The organism is Opitutaceae bacterium TAV5 (assembly GCA_000242935.3).
In the GTDB taxonomy this organism is placed as follows: domain Bacteria; phylum Verrucomicrobiota; class Verrucomicrobiia; order Opitutales; family Opitutaceae; genus Geminisphaera.
Map to the genome: position 1 here is coordinate 680,967 of CP007053.1, position 16,449 is coordinate 697,415.

Genomic DNA, 16,449 nt, shown 5'->3' on the forward strand with positions numbered 1-16,449 from the left:
TCAGGCCTGGAGTTCAGGGTTCGGGTTGTCGGGAGATACGGAGTCGTCCGGGCCGGGATCCGCTTCGGTGATGGGCTCGCTGACAACGTCCCCGATGTCGGCGACGGGCTCCGCCGGTTCGTGCGCGACTTCCACGGTTTCGAGGCTCGGCGAGTCGCCCTCGCCGTCCTCCAGCGGCAAGCCCATCTCGGCATCGGCGGGGGGCGTGGTGTTGGCGGAGCGGTTGAGCCATTCGTCGATCTGGCGCGGGGAAAGCACGTCGGAGGCAGGGAGCTCGACGAGCGATTTCACCCCGACAAATTCGAGGAACTTGTCCGTGGTGCCGTATTGCAACGGACGGCCCGGCAGGTCGGCGCGGCCGACGATGTAAACGAGTTCGCGTTCGAGCAGCTTGTTGAGGCCGGCGTCGGCAGAGACGCCGCGGATCGACTCGATTTCGGAACGGGTCACGGGCTGGCGGTAGGCGACGACGGCGAGCGTTTCCAGCGCCGACTGCGAGAGTTTCACGGGCGGGGGCTCGTCGCGCATGATGCGAATCCAGCGCGCGAAGCGCGGATGCGTGACGAGACGGTAGCCCTGTGCCCCGTCGACGAGAAAATAGATGTCGTTGGCGGCGCGGAAATCGGCGGCGAGCTCGTCCATCACTTCGCGTATCTGCGCGGCGGTGACCAGCGAGGGCACGTCGCGGTAGAGCGAATCGTCATCGACGGGTTCCGGCACGGGTTCGACGGCGGTATCGCCAGCGTCGGACGAGGGGGGGGGGGCTTCGGAGGCGGTTCCGGATTCGGCGAGAGCAACCGGGGCGGCAGGTTCAGCGGATGCGTCCACTGCGCCATCCGGATCGCCAACGGGGTCAGCGGACGCAGCGGTTTCGTCCTCGGCTTCGATGGCGGGGTGCCGGGCCGCCTGTTCGTGAAACCGCGCCAGGATCGTCTGGATATCCTTGATGGAAAGAGGCTGGCTGGAGGAAAAGAGAAGTGCCTTGAGCACCAGTTTCAGGTTGAAGGCCATGCGAGAAAGAAGGGGCGAGAAAAAGGGGCGCTCTCCCGGCGAAGCAACCTTGAAAAGGAGGCGTGGCGCCGCCGGTCCAACAAAAACCCGCCGGAGGAAACCGGCGGGCGAAAGGGTGTCGGACTGCCGACGGGCTCAGTAGTCGTTGGCGGTGATCAGGCCCCAGCCGAGCGAGACCTGCGTGCCGCTCGGGTTGCCCGCGTCTCCCCAGAGCTCGTTGACGTTGCCGTCGATCGTCGTCGGGCTGGGGCTCTGCCAATAACCGGTTTTCACGGTGACGAGACCTCCCAGGACGTTGGTCGTACGGCCTGTGCGGGTCTGTTGCGTGGCGCATCCGGAGAGCGAGACGATCGCAACACAGAGGCCGAGAGACAGAAGGGCTTTGGATTTCATAGGGGAGAGCGAATGACTTGAAAGGCGGACGTTGGGAACCATTTCGGGCTTTGGCAAGCAGGAGATGTAAATGAATCCGGGAATTTGCGGTTTTCCGGATCAGGCCCGCCCGGTTTCGGGCCGGAGCAGCTCGGCTTGCCAGGGCAGCAGGACTTCCCCGATCCGCGCAGGATCGCGGGCAATCTGCACGAGCTGGGAGCGGTTGGCGATCAGCGTGGGATCGAGTTCGAGTTTCGCGGCGACCTGGTCGCGGACGGCCTTGAAGCGATCCTGCCGGGCGGTCTCCTCGACGGACAGCGAGGTGCGCTCGGCGCGCGGACGGCGCGGGAGTGTCTGCGGGTCGCGCGCGTAACCGGCGCGGACCGCCGCGGCAAGCGAGGGCGCGAGGCGCCCGTGGCGTTTGCCGAGATTGACGGTCGCAAGGATGGATTCGGGAGCGTCGCCGCGTTCGGCGGCAAGGGCCATGCGGAAGAGAAAATCGTTGTTGCAGACCTTGAAGGGCGGCACGTCGAGCTTTTCGGCCCACTCCTCGCGCCAGTGCCAGACGGCGTGCAAGGTCCCGAGGCCGCGTCCGCGGAGGCGATCGACCGGGCCGACCCGCCACGCGTGTTCGTCATCGTCCGGGAAACCGAGCGCGCCGGATTCGATCTGGCGCCGGCATTGCTGGTCGAGCCACTCGAGCCGGCCGAGCCGGCCGAGTTCGCGGGTGAGGATGTCGCGCAGTTCGAAAAGGTGCCAGACATCGAGCGAGGCGTAATCGAGGAGCTTGGCGGTGAGCGGGCGCCGGGACCAGTTGGCTTTCTGGCCCCCCTTGTCGAGCGTGACGCCAAAATGATCGGAGAGGAGCGCGGCCAGACCGATGCGTTTGCGGTTGAGAAGCTGGGCGGCCAGCATCGTGTCGAACAGGCTTTTCGGGCGAAACTCGCAGAGGTCGTGCAGCAGGCGCAGATCGAAATCGCTGCCGTGCATGACGAGGTGTTTTTTCGAAAGCTTTTCCCAGAGCGGCGCGAGCGGCAGCGGGGGCATCAGGTCGACGAGGTAGACATCGCCGTCGACGAGAAATTGCAGGAGGCACACCCGCGTGTGGTAGTGGTACATGTTGTCCGCCTCGGTATCGAGGGCGACCTCGTCGACGCGGTCGATGGCGGCAAGGAGCGGCGCGAGTTGCGCAGGCTGGTCGATCAACTGGAAAGACGGCGGGCGGGCAGGAATTTTTACTCCGAGCATACAGCGGAGACGACGTGGAAGGATGCGTGAAAACAGGCGCTTGGGCATCGAATGGTTTATGAATAATCCGGGAGGCCAACCGGCCGCGGAGGGGACCCCGCCGGTCAGCACGGGAAAGAGCCATTAGCAAAATCCCGCCCGAATCCAAGCCTGCGCTTTGCGCAAGGGTTACAAACCCTCCACGCTCTCGGGCAATTTCTCCTGCTGGGTGCGCTGGCGCTCCTCGCGCTCCTTTTCGGTTTCCACCTTCCGCTTCTCGAAAACGGCCTGGTCGAACTTCACGTTGAAAATGATCAGGATATTGTCCTGCACCTTGGCCCGCAGCCAGGGCGCGCCGTCGCGGACCAGTTCGTACCCGTAGCCGCCAAAACTGCTTTCTCCGGCAGCCCCCTTCTCGACCTTGACCCAGGGCTGGTCGCCGCCGCGGTTGAGGTTGAGGATGGCCTTGACTTCGAAGTCGTTGAGAGCGACGCCCACCCGCTGGTAAGTCTCCAGCACCGAGACGCCCCGGAAATAGCACACCTGCACGCGCCAGCCTTCCTCGGCGTTGATCCGCTGGCGCACGGCGGTTTTCCAGTAAGCGGCCTCGCGCGTCCCTTCCGGGAAATACGGCTGCAGGGCCGGCAGCGGATTGCTTCGCTCCGCCCGCTCGCGGTCGCGGGGGGTCATGTTTTTCGGCCACGAGGAAAACGCCTTGCCGACTCCTTCCCGAAGCATCCGGCCTTCGATCTGGCCCTGGGTCTCGCCGATGCGAGCCTGCGCAGCCAGCGCTGTCGTCAGCGCGGCAATTAACAGCACGGAAAACCGGGGTGTGAGGAAACGCATGACGCCCATCCTGTTCGGCGGGCCGCTCAAATTCCACTCAAAAACATCGGGAGAAGTCGCAAAAGCTGCCGTCCGGCTGCAAGTTCCCGGGTTTCATCGACCGCCTGGCCGCCGGCCGGCGCGCATCGCCGAGGTTTTTCCGAAAATCTCCTTGCATCGCGAACGACTAATCCGTGTCTTCTTCCTTTTACTTTTATGAAAGCGACCATCAAAACCCAAGGTCAGCAGTTCGCTGTTTCCGAAGGCGATATTCTTATCGTGAACCGTTTCCCTGACACCGAAGCGGGCGCCACTGTCGAGATCACCGATGTGCTGTCAGCGGGTGAAGGCGAAGCCTTCAAGGTCGGCACGCCCACCCTCGCCGGCGCCAAGGTCACGGCCAAAATTCTCGAGAACAAGCGCGGCGACAAGGTCATCGTGTTCAAGAAAAAGAAGCGCAAGGGTTACACCCGCAAGCGCGGCCACCGTCAGGAACTGTCCGTGATCAAGATCGAGTCCATCTCGGCCTGAGGCACTTCGCTGCCGGACGCTCCCGTCATCATCCAGCAACCCGTTTAACCACAACAAAGGAGACATCAAGCCATGGCGCATAAAAAAGGTGCAGGCTCAACCAGCAACGGACGCGAGAGTCACTCGAAGCGTCTCGGCGTGAAGAAATTCGGCGGCCAGACCGTCGTCGCCGGCAACATCATCGTCCGCCAGCGCGGCAGCAAGCTGCACGCCGGCAAGCACGTCGGCATCGGCCGCGACTGGACGCTCTTCGCGCTCAAGGACGGCACCGTCCAGTTCGACAAGGTGCACCGCAAGGTGAACATCGTCGAAGCGGGAGCCTGAGGTATCCCGCGAGACACGCGCGTCCTCTTGCGCGATCCGCATTTTCGACGCCGGGCTTCGCTGCCCGGCGTTTTTTTGCTTTGCCCGGACCCTTGCTTCGGGTCGCATGGAAGTTCACCGTTCATCCCCTTCCCGTCATCATGCCTGATCGTTTGCAACATCTCCGCCGGCAAAAATTCCTTCTGGAGGAACACCTCGCATGGCTCGACCGGGAGATCGCCGTCGCCGAGGGCAAGGATCCGGCCGATGTCCCTGTCATTGCCGTCCATCACACCCCCTCGGGCACGGCTCACCAGCCGCACGAAACACTGGGAGAACCCGAGCCGCCCGGCACGGCCAAGGCGATGGCGCGGGCCGAGGAAATCATCACCCAGCACAAAATCGCCCAGGCCTCCGCGCCCGACGATGTGCGCCGCGGTTGCCTGCTGCTGGTTGTTCTCGGGATTACCGTGCTCGCCATCGGCGCGCTGCTGCTCTGGCAATTCGGACCGCGGCGGTAAAAGGAGCGGCGGCATTTTTCTGCCAATCCCGCTGCGACGAGGCGCACCAGCGCCTCGCCCGGTGCCTCGCCATCCGGACCGATGACGCGTTGCGTCGCCAGCAGCGGGATTGGCAGAAAAATGCCGCCGCTCCATCAATGCCGTGTTGCGCGCAGCGCCTTCCAGTTCCCCTCCGCCTCGCGGACCGCAACCGGTGCCTCCGCGACAAACGCCCGCCACCCTTCCGCGGCCGGTTGCCCGGTGCGAAGACGCAGCGGAAAATCCGATCCGAAGATCACCTGCTCCGGCCGGCAGGTGCGGCCGGTCATCTGCCACGCGCCGGTTCCATAGATGAGAGGCGCCGCCGCCGTATCCACCCATACATTGCAAAGATCGCGGACATCGGATCCGCCTGCCCAGTGTGCCAAGAGGAAGCGCGTCTCCGGAAACCGCCGCGCCAGCGCAACCAGTTCCTCCAGGGGCGTCACCACCCGCCCCGGGTAAGGGCGGCTCAACGGATCGGTCACATGCACGCATACGGGCCAGCCCCAGGTTCCCGCCTGGGCGAGCGCCGCCATCAGCGCCGGATGCGTCACCGGCACGTGTTGCGAATGCGGCGACAGTTCTCCCAGGCCGGTCAACCCGTCCTCGCGGGCGCGTCGCAACTCGGCCCGCACCTCGTCTTCCCCCGCATCCGGGTGAAACGTCGCGAATGCCTCCAGCCGGTCCGGGTGCTGCCGCACGCACTTTGCATAAAAACGGTTTTGCTCCGCGCAGGTTGCGTGACGTTCCCAATACCACCCCTGCAAGACCGCCCGATCCACCCCGGCGCCATCCATGGCTTGCAACAGGGCGCGGAGCGAAGGGAACTCCTGAACCGCCTCGCCGCTCACCCGCCGCCGGCGCGTGGCCAGCACGGCCCAGTGCGCTTCCCCGCGCTCCGCCGCCCAGCCGGCGGGATCGCGGTTAAGCGCATCGGGATAGAGGTGAACATGGGCATCGACAATCGGCATGCGTGCGAGGTTATGCGGTTCGCCCGCCCGGCCGCAAAGCGGCAAAATGCAAAGAGGGTGGATCGGGGGATGATGATTTTCAGCCTTTCCGTCCCCCGGTTCCGGCTGTCAGCGTCACCGCTTTCCCTCATGCTCGAACGCATCTTCCAGCTCAGGCAGCGCGGCACGACTGTTCCGCGCGAGATCATCGCCGGCCTCACGACTTTCGCGGCCATGGCTTACGTCCTGGCCGTCAATCCCGACATCCTCTCCGGCACCGGCATGGACCGTGGCGCGCTCATCACGGTCACCGCCATCACGGCCGCCGTCAGCACCGTGCTGATGGCGCTCATGACCAATTTCCCCCTCGCCCTCGCGCCCGGCATGGGGATCAACGCCTTTTTCGCTTTCACCATTTGCGGCATCTACCAGGTGCCGTGGCAGCAGGCGCTCGGCATGGTGTTTGTCAATGGCGCCGTCTTCCTCCTGCTCTCCGCCACCGGCGTCCGGGAAAAAATCGTTCGCTCCATCCCCTACGAACTGAAAATCGCCATCACCTGCGGCATCGGACTCTTCATCGCGTTTCTCGGTCTGAAAAACGGCGGAGTCATCGTGGCGCACCCGGCGACGTTTGTCTCGCACGGCAACTTCGCCACGCCCTCGGTCGCGCTCTGTCTCGGCGGTGTGGCGGTCACCTTCCTGCTCGTCTCCCGCCGCGTGCCGGGCGCCATTGTCCTCGGCGTCGCCCTCACCACGGTCGCCGGTCTCTTCGTGCCGGATGGCCAGGGCGGCACGATCACGAAAGCAGCCGGCTCCTGGTTTGCCGCCCCGGCCTCCCCTGCTCCCGTGTTCTGGAAGCTGAGCTTCGAATTCCTTTACAGCAGCGAAGCCTTTTTCAAGGCGCTGCCGATCATCCTCACGCTGCTCCTCGTCGATATGTTCGACAACCTCGGCACGCTCATCGGGGTGGCCCGTCGCACCGGCCTGCTCCGGCCCGACGGCACCTTGCCCAAAGCCGGCCGCGCGCTCATGGCCGACTCCATCGCCGCCATGCTCAGCGCGATCTCGGGCACGTCGACGGTGGTCAGCTATGTTGAATCCGCGTCGGGCGTCGAGGCCGGCGGTCGCACCGGGCTCACCGCGCTGACCACCGCCGCGCTGTTTCTGCTGGCCCTGTTTGCCACCCCGCTGATCCTGATGGTGCCTCCGCAAGCCACCGCGCCGGCGCTCGTTGTCGTGGGCATTTTCATGATGCAGTCGGTGTCGGAGATAGCGATGACCGAGTTCCGCAAGGCCGCGCCGCTCGTGCTCACGATCCTCGCCATTCCGCTGACGTTCAGCATTGCCGAAGGCATCGGCCTGGGGCTGCTTGCCTCCGCCCTCCTCGCTCTCGGCACCGGCCGGCCGAAGGAATTTCCGCTGCTCGGCTATGTGATCGCCGGGGTTTTCTTTTTGAGCTTCTTCCACATATTTCCCTTCAGCGGCTGAGCGCGCCACGCGCCCGGCGGCGTCACCCGCATGTCTTCCCGTATCGTCCAGTTCAGCCCTCCGCCACCCGGTCCGGCCGACACCTCCCCGCCCGCAGGAAACCCGGGCAACCCTCACGATGCCGGCAGCGGCGGGCAGGCCGTGAAGTTTTCCGCCCTGATCGATGCGCTCCAGCACGGCCCCGGCGCCGTGCGCGCGCTCGCCGGGAGCGGCAAGGGGGAGCGTCCTGTTTACGGCACTACGCTCTACCTCGCCACCTGCGCGCTCGATACCCGCTACGGACCCTTCCGGGCCTATGTCTTCCAGGACATCGCCGACAAGCACTACGTCCTCGCGCTCACCCATGGCGACATCTGCGGGGCGAAGGAACTGCACACGCGCATCCATTCCTCCTGCGTCACCAGCGAAACCCTGCGCGGTTGCGATTGCGACTGCGTGCAGCAGCTCGAAGGCGCCTTTCGCGTCATCGCCGGGAAAGGGCGCGGCATCCTGTTTTACCTGATGCAGGAAGGCCGCGGCGTCGGCTACTTTGCCAAGGCGCGCGACCGCATGCTCGTGCAGGCGTCGCTCGACCAGATTTCCACTTTCGACGCCTACGCGTCGATGGGCCTGGCCAAGGACCACCGCAACTACGAGAACATCTCCCACATCTGCCACCTCCTCGGCATCACCGCGTCATTCGTTGTCCTGACCAACAACCCGGACAAGCTCTCCGCGCTTCGCGCCCAGGGCCTGCCGGTCACCGGCAACGAACCGCTGGAATTTGAACCCGGACCGTTCAATCTCGCCTACCTCACCTCCAAGGCCGCGAGCGGTCACCAGCTCAAACGGCCGGTCGCCAGCCGCGTCAGCCGCGCGCTCCCGCCCGAGCCGGTCACGCCCTTCCGTCCGCATGCGCTGGCCGACGCCCGCCGCTTTATCCATGCAGCGAGCTACTTCCTGCCGATGACGCCGGTCGGCGACGACATCCTGCTCACCGCCGACCAGTTTCGCCAGCTCTTCAGCCAGCACGCGATCGAACGCTGGATGAGCGGCCCGCAGCCTCTCGTTCGCGAATACCGCCGTATCCGGGGCAACCGCTATTTTGTCCGCATCCATGCCGACAATCTCGCGGCGTTCAAGAAGCGTGAACCCGATCACCCTCTCACGGCGCTGCTGACCTCCCCCTGGTGGTTTCGTGTGCACGCCTACTACGATATCGTCACCAGCCAGGACTGGGTGGTGCTCACGCATGGCAAGCCCACGGCCGACGATGCACCGGTTGTCCGCCTGCACAGCGATTCCATTTTCGACCGCTTCCCGTTGCGCACGCTCGGCAACCGCGACAAGCTCAAGCAGGCGGCCTGGCACATCGTGAGTTATGGCTCCGGCGTCATGCTGCTCCTCCACAATGACGGACGCGGAGCCGGCTTCGGCGCCCACGCCACCGATCGCATGATGACCGAGACGGGCGTCGTCCATTCCTCCGACGACGCCTACCGCCTTCTCGCCGTCGCGTACGACAGCCGCGACTACGATGCCTCGATCATTCTCCTGCGCCACCATTTGCCCGGCGAACGCATCCAGATGGTGATGAACTCGCCGGAAAGCCTCGTGCGAAAACCCGAATACGCCGAGGCGCTCAACCGCCACCATATCAACGTGGACAAATGGATCTTCCTCGAAGACGCCCCGCCCGCATGACGCCTTCCTGGACCGGCTGGCGCCCGCTCTCCGCCGCTCCGCGCTTCACGCCTGCCGTGCTCGCCGAAATCCTCGACGGCGGCCAGGCCTTCCGCTGGCACGCCTCCGCCGAAGCGGATGGCACGACCTGGACCGGCATCTGGTCCTCCTCGCATTTCCGGCTTTGCCTGGACTCCTCCGGGCAACTTCTGTGGAGCATCCCGCAATCGCCCGCCAACGCCAGCGAAGCCGCCGCATCCGAAAACACACTACGCCGCTATCTCTGCGGCCACGACACCCCCGCGCTCGTCGATGCCCTGCCCTGGCGCAGCGACGCGCACCTCGCCCGCTGCATCGAAGCCTTCCCCGGGCTCACCCTTCTCCGCCAGCCCTTCGGCGAGACGCTTCTCGCCTTCCTCTGCAGCGCCACCAAACAGATCGTCCAGATCAGGCAGATGCTTGCCCTCCTCGCCGGGCGCCACGGCGAACCGCTTCGGGGCAACGCCGTCCGCACCCTTCCCTCCTGGACTCGCCTCGCAACCATCCCCGAATCCGGCCTCCGCGCCTGCCAGCTCGGTTTCCGCGCCCGTTACATTTCCGAAACCGCCCGCTACCTCGCCGCTCGCCCCGGCTGGCTCGAGGAAACCGAAGCCCTCCCCTACCCCGAAGCCAAAGCCCGCCTGATGGCGCTCCCCGGCGTCGGCGAAAAAGTGGCCGATTGCGTCCTCCTCTTCGGCGCCGGGCGGCTCGAAGCCTTTCCCGTGGACACCTGGATCATCAAGGCGATGACCCGGCACTACGGTCTCCACGGCTGGGCTCCGCAACAGGTCGCCCACTTCGGCCGGGTCCATTTCGGCGGCGCCGCCGGCCTCGCCCAGCAATACCTTTTCGCGTGGGAACGCCGCGAGGCCGGCCGCCTGCCTCAGGTCGCTCCGGCCGCCGCCGCCCGCACCGCGCGCACGAACTCCGCCCGCGCCTCCATGTGAGGATTGTGTCCCGAAGCGGCGAGCGTCACGATCTCCGCCGTCGGAAAATGCCGCCGGATCACCGCCTCGTCCTCCGGCCGGCGCACGTAGTGCGACCTGCCTCCGGTGATGAACAACGTCGGTCCCGCAAACCGCTCGTTTTCCGCCAGCGGCGAGGCTTCCAGCTCCGGCAGCGCCCGCGTCAGCACCGGCAGGTTGACCACCCACCGCCAGCCCGCGCTCCCTCCGCCTCCGGTGTCACGCGCGCCGTTGCCGGCCTCCGCGCGTTCCAGGTTCGTGACCAGAAACTTTCGCATCGCCCAGTCCGCCACCCGCGCCTCCAGCCGCATCTCCGCCTCGCCACGCGATTGCAGCCCGGCCAGCTCCAGCTCGTTCATCGCCGCGAACTCCGCCCGGTGCGCCCGCGACAGATAGTCCTTCGGCGCGATGTCCACGACGACCAGCCGGGACACCCGCTCCGGGTGCCGGCAGGCCAGCGCCATCGCCACCTTTCCCCCCATGCTGTGCCCGAGCAACGTCACCGGCGCCGGCTTTCCGTCCTCCGTCCGCCCGACATGCTCATCCAGCCACCGGAGCACATCGCCGACCATCGCGGCATAGCTCATCCCGTCCGCATGCGGCGACCGCCCGTGATTCCGCAGATCGGGCGCAAACACATGAAACCCCTCTACGCCATCGCCCGCCTGCGCCAGTTCCCCGCCCGCCGACTGCCAGTTGCGCGACGATCCCAGCAACCCGTGCAACAACACCAGCGGCGGCTTTCCCGCCCCGCCCAGATCACGAAAAAAAAGCGAAACCATCTCCCCACCCCCGCAAGAATCCGCCCCCCGCGCAAGCCCCGGCCCGCCCCTCGCACGGCCACGGACTTGCCTTTCCGTTTTTCCCTCCTCCCAAAACCAAACGCTTGCCCCGCGCCCGTCCCCGGCGCACCACTTTTACTTCCCATGACGAAGCCCAAACTGACGCCCATGATGCAGCAGTACCTCGAGGTCAAAAACAGCCTCGAGCCCGGCACGCTCCTGTTCTTCCGCCTCGGCGATTTTTACGAACTCTTCCACGACGACGCCCTCGAAGCCTCCCGCCTCCTCGGCCTCACCGTCGCCAAGCGCAACGACTACCCCATGGCCGGCGTCCCCTACCACGCCGCCGACAACTACCTCGCCAAACTCCTCGCCATGGGCCGCAAGGTCGCCATCTGCGACCAGGCCGAACCCGCCGTCACCGGCAAGCTCGTCCGCCGCCAGCTCACCCGCATCCTCTCCCCCGGCACCACGATCGAGACCAACCAGCTCGACGCCACCCGCAACCGCTACCTCTGCGCCCTCCACTTCGCCGGCAAGACCGGCCTCGCCGCCGCCTGGCTCGACCTCTCCACCGGCGAGTTCCGCCTCGCCCACGATTCCTCCCCCGCCAACCTCCTGCCCGTCCTCTCCGCCATCGACCCCGCCGAGGTCGTCGTCCCCGAAGGCGATCCCGAGCGCTGGAAAAACGCCCCCCACGACAATACTGCCGCCCACGCCCTCCACGCCTTCCTCTCCGGCCGCGCCCTCACCGAACGCCCCGCCTTCCTCTTCGAGACTGCCGCCGGCGCCCGCGCCGTCACGGAAGCCCTCGGCGTGCTCAACCTGCAAGGCTTCGGCCTCGCCGACGATCACCCCGCCCTCGGCCCTGCCGGCGTCCTCGTCCAGTACGCGACCGACAGCCTCTGCGCCAGACCGGAAAACCTCCGCACGCTCCAGGAATACCGCTCCTCCGGCACCCTGCTCATCGACCCCGCCACCCTCCGCAACCTCGAAATTTTCCAGTCCACCCGCGGCACCCGCGAAGGCTCCCTCCTCGCCGCCATCAACCGCACCTCCACCGCCCCCGGCGCCCGCCTCCTCGAACGCTGGCTCGCCTCCCCCACCCTCTCGCCCGACGAAATCCGCCGCCGCTCCGCCCACGTCGGCGCCCTCCTCGCGGCGCCCGCGCCGCTGGCCGAACTCCGCGACCTGCTCGCCGGCGTGCGCGACATCCCCCGCATCCTCGGCCGCCTCCAGAACCGCCTCCGCAACCCCCGCGAACTCGGCGGCGTCCGCGACACCCTCGCCCAACTCCCCGCCATCAACGCCGCCCTCGCCCGCATCACCGGTCCCGATTCCCCGCTCGTCACCGACTACGCCCCGCGCATCTCCGACATCCCCTCCCTCCGCGAACTCCTCGCCCGCGCCCTCGCCGACGAGTTGCCCGCCGACATCGCCGACGGCGGTTGCATCCGCTCCGGCCACGACCCCGAACTCGACCGCCTCCGCTCCCTCACCACCGACAACCGCACCTGGCTCTCCGACCTCGAACGCGCCGAGCAGGAACGCACCGGCATCAAGAGCCTGAAGGTCAAATTTACCAACAACTTCGGCTACTACATCGAGATCACCAAAGCCAACCTCCACCTCGTCCCCGACAACTACATCCGCCGCCAGACCACCGTGAACGGCGAGCGCTACGTCACCGAGGAACTCCGCGCCAAGGAAAAGGAGATCTTCCACGCCGACGAAAACGCCCTCGCCCGCGAACGCGAACTCTTCGCCGACCTCGTCACCGCCATCCTCGACGAATCCATCGCCCTCGCCCGCGCCGCCGAAGCCCTCGCCGAACTCGACGTCCTCGCCGGCTGGGCCGCCCTCGCCCGCGACCAGGACTACGTCTGCCCCGAAATCGACGACAGCGACGTCCTCGACATCGCCGAAGGCCGCCACCCCGTCGTCGAACAGATGCTGAAAAACCCCGCCGCCTCCGCCGCGCGTGGCGCGCAGAGCTTTGTCCCCAACGACACGCAGCTCTCCTCCTCCGACGCCCAGCTCGCTCTCATCACCGGCCCCAACATGGCCGGCAAATCGACCTACATCCGGCAAGTCGCCCTCATCACCCTGCTCGCGCAGATCGGCTGCTGGGTGCCGGCGAAACGCTGCCGCATCGGCCTCGTCGACCGCATCTTCTCCCGCGTCGGCGCGAGCGACGACCTCGCCCGCGGCAACTCCACCTTCATGGTCGAGATGAACGAGACGGCCAACATCCTCAACAACGCCACCGACCGCTCCCTCATCATTCTCGACGAGATCGGCCGCGGCACCTCGACCTACGACGGCCTCAGCATCGCCTGGGCCGTGGTCGAGCACCTGCACCGCGACCCCGAGCGCGGCCCGCGCACTCTTTTCGCCACCCACTACCAGGAGCTCACCCAGCTCGAGAAACACCTGTCACGCCTCCGCAACTACTCGGTCGCCGTGAAAGAGTGGAACGACGAGATCGTCTTCGTCCGCCGCGTCGTCCCCGGCGCGGCCGACCGCAGTTACGGCATCCAGGTCGCCCGTCTCGCCGGCCTCCCCGCGCCCGTCATCGACCGCGCCAAGACCATCCTCGCCCGTCTCGAAGGCGACGACACGCAAACCCAGGTCGAGCTGCCCGCTGCCCAGCCCAAGGCCCGCCCGCGCAAAAAAATCACCGTCCAGGACGACGCCGATTCCCCGCAGCTCGCGCTCTTCTGAGCATCCGGTTCCGAGCCATGAGGGGGAATCCGGAGTTGGAAATTACACAGGGATCACAGAGGAGACACAGAGTCTGGGGAGGCCATAACGACCCTGTTCTCTTTTCCACCAGCGAGGATGATTTCTTTTTGGATACATGAATGACAAAACCGGCCCTTCGCGGAAACACATCTCATTCAGCCGGAAGGCCCTCCCCTCCCTCTGTGCCTCCTCGGTGTCCTCTGTGTAATTTCCGGATACTCCCTTGAGCCACACCCCATGGCCGGCCTGAAACGGCTGCGCGACTTGACACCTCACGGATATCGTGTTCATCAGCCCCTTCGTGACCGCCCTCTTCAAACTCACCGCGCTTTTTCTGCTGGGCCTCTGGCTGCCGGCGGTCGGGCACTGTGATCTCGAAGCGGCGGGAATCATCGCGTTTTCTGCCGGTGAGGATACCGGATGCTGCAGCCAGGCCGGATCTCCGGCGGAGAGGGACAACTGCGACATCGTCGAAAACGACAACCCGAGACCCGCCGGCAATCTCGCGGCGCTGCCGCGGCCGGTTTTTTTCGTCGATGATGCCGCCGGCCGGCTGGCCCTGTTGCTCGCCCGGCTTGAGACGAGCGAGCTGGCCGCCCCGCCTGTCGGGGGAACGGACAGGCCCCGGGCATGGGTGCCCGTCTGGCAGTTTGTGCAGCGCGCAGCCCCGTCGCCGCGCGCGCCGTCAGTGATTTTTGCCTGATCAGCCCCTGCGCGGGCTGACGGGTTTTTTGTGTTTGCCGGCGTGAACGCCTGTCGCGCCGCGTCTGTCCGGGTCGTGCTGTATCCGGATTTTCACTGCACCTGCTCTCCGTTTTTATGAAATCACTGCGTTATCGCCTTTTCACCCATATCATCAGCTCGCTCGGCGGGATCGTCACGCTGGCGGTTTGCCTCCGCGCCGAAAGTCCGGTCGAACCTCCTCCGCCTCCGGCCGTGCCGCTGGCGGCCGTGGTGGCGGAGATCATTGCCAGCGACCCCGAACTCAAATTTTACGAATCCGAAATCGAAGCCGCAAAAATCGGCCGCCGCACGGCGGCCTTGTGGAACGATCCCGAGCTTTCGATCGAAGGCGGCCGCAAGACCGTCCACGACGAGCGCGGCAAATTGCAGGACGTGGGCGCCTCATGGTCGCTCTCGATCACCCAGACCTTTGAATGGCCCGGGCGTCTGGCCCTCAGAAAATCCATTGCCAATCGCGATGTGGCGATGGCGGAGCTCGGTTTCGCCCGTTTCCGGCATGCGCTCGGCGCCCGCGCCCGCACGCTGGCCCAAGGGCTGCATGCGGCCGATGCCAGGGCGGCGGCCGTGCGCGAGGTCGCGGACCGGTTCGAGACTCTGAAGGACACGTTTCTCGCCCGCGACCCCGCCGGCATCACTCCGCTGCTCGAAACGCGTGTCATCGAGGCGAGCGAACTGGCGCTCCAGCGCCGCGCCACGGAGGCTGCGCTGGCGGCGCAGGCCGCGTTGATCGAGCTGAACCAGTTGCGCGGCGTCGCTGCCGACACGCCGCTCCGGATCGCCGCTCCGCGTCTGAAGCTGAACGACGCGCCCCCGCCCGGCACGTTGCTGGCCGCCGCGCACGAAAACAATTTCGACTTCCGGATGCGCCGCCTGGAGGTGGAGCAACAGGGCTACCTCGTACGGCTCGCCCGCAACGAACGTTATCCGGCCTTCAGCGTCAGCCCTTTCATCTCGCAGGACAAGGCCGGCGACCGGGAGACGATCGTCGGCCTGGGGCTTTCCATGCCGATCCCGGTCACGGGACGCGGGCGCAACGCGGCGGCCGCCGCCGAGTCCCGGCGACGCCAGGCCGAGGCCCTCATGCTCGTCGCCGGACGCGATCTCGAGCGCGAGGTGCTGACAACCGCACAGGCCTTCGCCACCAAGCTCGCGGAGACGCGCCGCTGGTCGCCGGACTCGGTGGAAAAATTCCGGGAAGCCGCCGAACTGGCCGACCGCCACTATCGCCTCGGCGCGGTGCCCGTCGCCACCTACGTCGAGCTCCAGAACAGTTATCTGGACGCGGTCGAGGCGCTCCTCGACACGCAGCGCGAGGCCATGGAGGCCGGGTTGCGTCTTCAGGAACTGACCGGGCTCGAATTCAATCCCGTGGAGGTTGCGCCATGACGCCCTGCATCCGCCTGCCGAAGGGGAAAACCCTCCGCCTGCCCGTGGTGTCCGGGATTCTCGGTGTCGCACTGGCCTTGCTCGGCGGATGCGGCGCGGGGCATGACGCGACCGGGCACAAACATGACAAACACGGCGAACACGCTGACGGAGAGGCCGGGCCCGGCGGCCACGAGGCGGCAGCGGCAACCGGGGCTGCGGTGACATTCAAGGAAGGTCGCGGCCTGCGGCTTCCGCCGGAAGTCATCAAGGCGCTGGATGTGCGCGTGGCCGAGGCCGAGGAGCGCCCGCTCGCCGCGGAGTTGCGACTGACGGCGCAGGTTTACATGACCGCTCCCGCCGTGCGCGCGAGCGCCCGTGTCCCGTCCGCGGAGGTGACGGAGTTCGAGCAGGCGTCTTTGCCCGTCGGCCGACTCGTGCGCGTGGACCGCTCCGCGCAGGCAGTCACGGGTTTTGCGGAACTGATTTTCGAATTCGACACGCCCCCGCCCGCCGCCGCCGTCGCTACCGCCACCATCCCGGGAAAAAACGGGGCCGCGGTCGTCGGCGATTTTGTCAACCTGTCCCTGACCGGCAGACCGGCCACGGTGCTCACGGTGCCGTCGGCGGCCGTGCTCGACGGAGCCACCGGCGCCTTCGTTTACGTCGTCAACGGCGACGCCTGGCTGCGCACTCCGGTCAGGACAGGGGCGCGTTCGTCCGATCTCGTCGAGATCACCGACGGCCTTTACTCCGGCGATCAGGTGGTCGCCTCGCCCGTCGATCAATTATGGCTGACGGAGCTTCGCCTCACCCGGGGCGGAGGCCACAGCCACTGATCCGCCCCGCGCGCGCCTCTCCCGCCTCTCTTCATCCATTCCCGTTTTTTTCCTTTTCC

The 16,449-nt window shown here is 66.4% G+C and carries 16 protein-coding genes; 10 read left to right on the top strand and 6 right to left on the bottom strand.

Going from position 1 to position 16,449, the window contains the following annotated elements; genetic code table 11:
• The 4 genes from OPIT5_03415 to OPIT5_03430 all read right to left on the bottom strand — a co-directional run bounded on the left by OPIT5_03415 (nucleotide 1) and on the right by OPIT5_03430 (nucleotide 3,465).
• Complete coding sequence (locus tag OPIT5_03415) at nucleotides 1-1,011, bottom strand: RNA 3-phosphate cyclase (GenBank protein ID AHF89457.1); 1,011 nt, start codon at nucleotides 1,009-1,011, stop codon at nucleotides 1-3.
• 135 nt (nucleotides 1,012-1,146) lie between these two features.
• On the bottom strand, nucleotides 1,147-1,404 hold the full coding sequence (locus OPIT5_03420; GenBank protein AHF89458.1) for a hypothetical protein: 258 nt from the start codon (nucleotides 1,402-1,404) through the stop codon (nucleotides 1,147-1,149).
• Between the two features lie 99 nt (nucleotides 1,405-1,503).
• Nucleotides 1,504-2,631 (bottom strand): 3'-5' exonuclease, encoded by a 1,128-nt coding sequence (locus tag OPIT5_03425; GenBank protein ID AHF89459.1) that lies wholly within the window; start codon nucleotides 2,629-2,631, stop codon nucleotides 1,504-1,506.
• A 168-nt stretch (nucleotides 2,632-2,799) separates the two neighbouring features.
• A complete protein-coding gene (locus OPIT5_03430) occupies nucleotides 2,800-3,465 on the bottom strand; it encodes a hypothetical protein (GenBank protein ID AHF89460.1) in 666 nt (221 codons plus the stop codon).
• A gap of 186 nt (nucleotides 3,466-3,651) precedes the next feature.
• On the opposite strand from OPIT5_03430, the gene OPIT5_03435 reads away from it, so the two are divergent.
• The 3 genes from OPIT5_03435 (at nucleotide 3,652) to OPIT5_03445 (ending at nucleotide 4,790) form a co-directional block, all read left to right on the top strand.
• Nucleotides 3,652-3,966, top strand: coding sequence for a 50S ribosomal protein L21 (locus tag OPIT5_03435; protein ID AHF89461.1), 315 nt, complete (start codon nucleotides 3,652-3,654; stop codon nucleotides 3,964-3,966).
• A gap of 72 nt (nucleotides 3,967-4,038) precedes the next feature.
• The gene (locus OPIT5_03440; protein AHF89462.1) at nucleotides 4,039-4,290 is read left to right on the top strand and encodes a 50S ribosomal protein L27; all 252 of its coding nucleotides are present in this window, start codon (nucleotides 4,039-4,041) and stop codon (nucleotides 4,288-4,290) included.
• A gap of 140 nt (nucleotides 4,291-4,430) precedes the next feature.
• Nucleotides 4,431-4,790, top strand: coding sequence for a hypothetical protein (locus tag OPIT5_03445; protein AHF89463.1), 360 nt, complete (start codon nucleotides 4,431-4,433; stop codon nucleotides 4,788-4,790).
• A gap of 134 nt (nucleotides 4,791-4,924) precedes the next feature.
• Here the strand turns inward: OPIT5_03445 and OPIT5_03450 are convergent, their stop codons facing one another.
• On the bottom strand, nucleotides 4,925-5,782 hold the full coding sequence (locus tag OPIT5_03450; GenBank protein ID AHF89464.1) for an amidohydrolase: 858 nt from the start codon (nucleotides 5,780-5,782) through the stop codon (nucleotides 4,925-4,927).
• Between the two features lie 129 nt (nucleotides 5,783-5,911).
• On the opposite strand from OPIT5_03450, the gene OPIT5_03455 reads away from it, so the two are divergent.
• From OPIT5_03455 to OPIT5_03465, 3 genes are read left to right on the top strand one after another with little or no spacing between them, the layout of a single operon-like run.
• Nucleotides 5,912-7,249, top strand: coding sequence for an adenine permease (locus OPIT5_03455; protein ID AHF89465.1), 1,338 nt, complete (start codon nucleotides 5,912-5,914; stop codon nucleotides 7,247-7,249).
• A 30-nt stretch (nucleotides 7,250-7,279) separates the two neighbouring features.
• A complete protein-coding gene (locus OPIT5_03460; GenBank protein ID AHF89466.1) occupies nucleotides 7,280-8,932 on the top strand; it encodes a GTP cyclohydrolase in 1,653 nt (550 codons plus the stop codon).
• Nucleotides 8,929-9,897 (top strand): DNA-binding protein, encoded by a 969-nt coding sequence (locus OPIT5_03465; protein AHF89467.1) that lies wholly within the window; start codon nucleotides 8,929-8,931, stop codon nucleotides 9,895-9,897. Before OPIT5_03460 ends, OPIT5_03465 begins: the two co-directional genes overlap by 4 nt.
• Here the strand turns inward: OPIT5_03465 and OPIT5_03470 are convergent.
• A complete protein-coding gene (locus tag OPIT5_03470) occupies nucleotides 9,834-10,697 on the bottom strand; it encodes an alpha/beta hydrolase (GenBank protein ID AHF89468.1) in 864 nt (287 codons plus the stop codon). The two genes, OPIT5_03465 and OPIT5_03470, sit on opposite strands and share 64 nt — an antisense overlap.
• Nucleotides 10,698-10,841: 144 nt before the next feature.
• Between OPIT5_03470 and OPIT5_03475 the strand changes: the two genes are divergently transcribed.
• The 4 genes from OPIT5_03475 to OPIT5_03490 all read left to right on the top strand — a co-directional run bounded on the left by OPIT5_03475 (nucleotide 10,842) and on the right by OPIT5_03490 (nucleotide 16,390).
• Nucleotides 10,842-13,421 (top strand): DNA mismatch repair protein MutS, encoded by a 2,580-nt coding sequence (locus tag OPIT5_03475; protein ID AHF89469.1) that lies wholly within the window; start codon nucleotides 10,842-10,844, stop codon nucleotides 13,419-13,421.
• 304 nt (nucleotides 13,422-13,725) lie between these two features.
• Nucleotides 13,726-14,145, top strand: coding sequence for a hypothetical protein (locus tag OPIT5_03480; protein AHF89470.1), 420 nt, complete (start codon nucleotides 13,726-13,728; stop codon nucleotides 14,143-14,145).
• Between the two features lie 116 nt (nucleotides 14,146-14,261).
• Nucleotides 14,262-15,572: a transporter gene (locus OPIT5_03485; protein ID AHF89471.1), complete on the top strand. Its 1,311-nt coding sequence runs from the start codon at nucleotides 14,262-14,264 to the stop codon at nucleotides 15,570-15,572.
• Entirely contained in the window at nucleotides 15,569-16,390 is an 822-nt protein-coding gene (locus OPIT5_03490; protein ID AHF89472.1) for a hypothetical protein, read from the top strand. Before OPIT5_03485 ends, OPIT5_03490 begins: the two co-directional genes overlap by 4 nt.
• The last annotated feature ends 59 nt before the right edge of the window (nucleotides 16,391-16,449 follow it).

Coding starts and splice junctions, on each gene's coding strand:
- OPIT5_03475 (AHF89469.1), top strand. CDS start 10,842: ATGACGAAGCCCAAACTGACGCCCATGATGCAGCAGTACCTCGAGGTC.
- OPIT5_03450 (AHF89464.1), bottom strand. CDS start 5,782: ATGCCGATTGTCGATGCCCATGTTCACCTCTATCCCGATGCGCTTAAC.
- OPIT5_03435 (AHF89461.1), top strand. CDS start 3,652: ATGAAAGCGACCATCAAAACCCAAGGTCAGCAGTTCGCTGTTTCCGAA.
- OPIT5_03470 (AHF89468.1), bottom strand. CDS start 10,697: ATGGTTTCGCTTTTTTTTCGTGATCTGGGCGGGGCGGGAAAGCCGCCG.
- OPIT5_03440 (AHF89462.1), top strand. CDS start 4,039: ATGGCGCATAAAAAAGGTGCAGGCTCAACCAGCAACGGACGCGAGAGT.
- OPIT5_03415 (AHF89457.1), bottom strand. CDS start 1,011: ATGGCCTTCAACCTGAAACTGGTGCTCAAGGCACTTCTCTTTTCCTCC.
- OPIT5_03445 (AHF89463.1), top strand. CDS start 4,431: ATGCCTGATCGTTTGCAACATCTCCGCCGGCAAAAATTCCTTCTGGAG.
- OPIT5_03425 (AHF89459.1), bottom strand. CDS start 2,631: ATGCTCGGAGTAAAAATTCCTGCCCGCCCGCCGTCTTTCCAGTTGATC.
- OPIT5_03465 (AHF89467.1), top strand. CDS start 8,929: ATGACGCCTTCCTGGACCGGCTGGCGCCCGCTCTCCGCCGCTCCGCGC.
- OPIT5_03430 (AHF89460.1), bottom strand. CDS start 3,465: ATGGGCGTCATGCGTTTCCTCACACCCCGGTTTTCCGTGCTGTTAATT.
- OPIT5_03460 (AHF89466.1), top strand. CDS start 7,280: ATGTCTTCCCGTATCGTCCAGTTCAGCCCTCCGCCACCCGGTCCGGCC.
- OPIT5_03455 (AHF89465.1), top strand. CDS start 5,912: ATGCTCGAACGCATCTTCCAGCTCAGGCAGCGCGGCACGACTGTTCCG.
- OPIT5_03420 (AHF89458.1), bottom strand. CDS start 1,404: ATGAAATCCAAAGCCCTTCTGTCTCTCGGCCTCTGTGTTGCGATCGTC.
- OPIT5_03490 (AHF89472.1), top strand. CDS start 15,569: ATGACGCCCTGCATCCGCCTGCCGAAGGGGAAAACCCTCCGCCTGCCC.
- OPIT5_03485 (AHF89471.1), top strand. CDS start 14,262: ATGAAATCACTGCGTTATCGCCTTTTCACCCATATCATCAGCTCGCTC.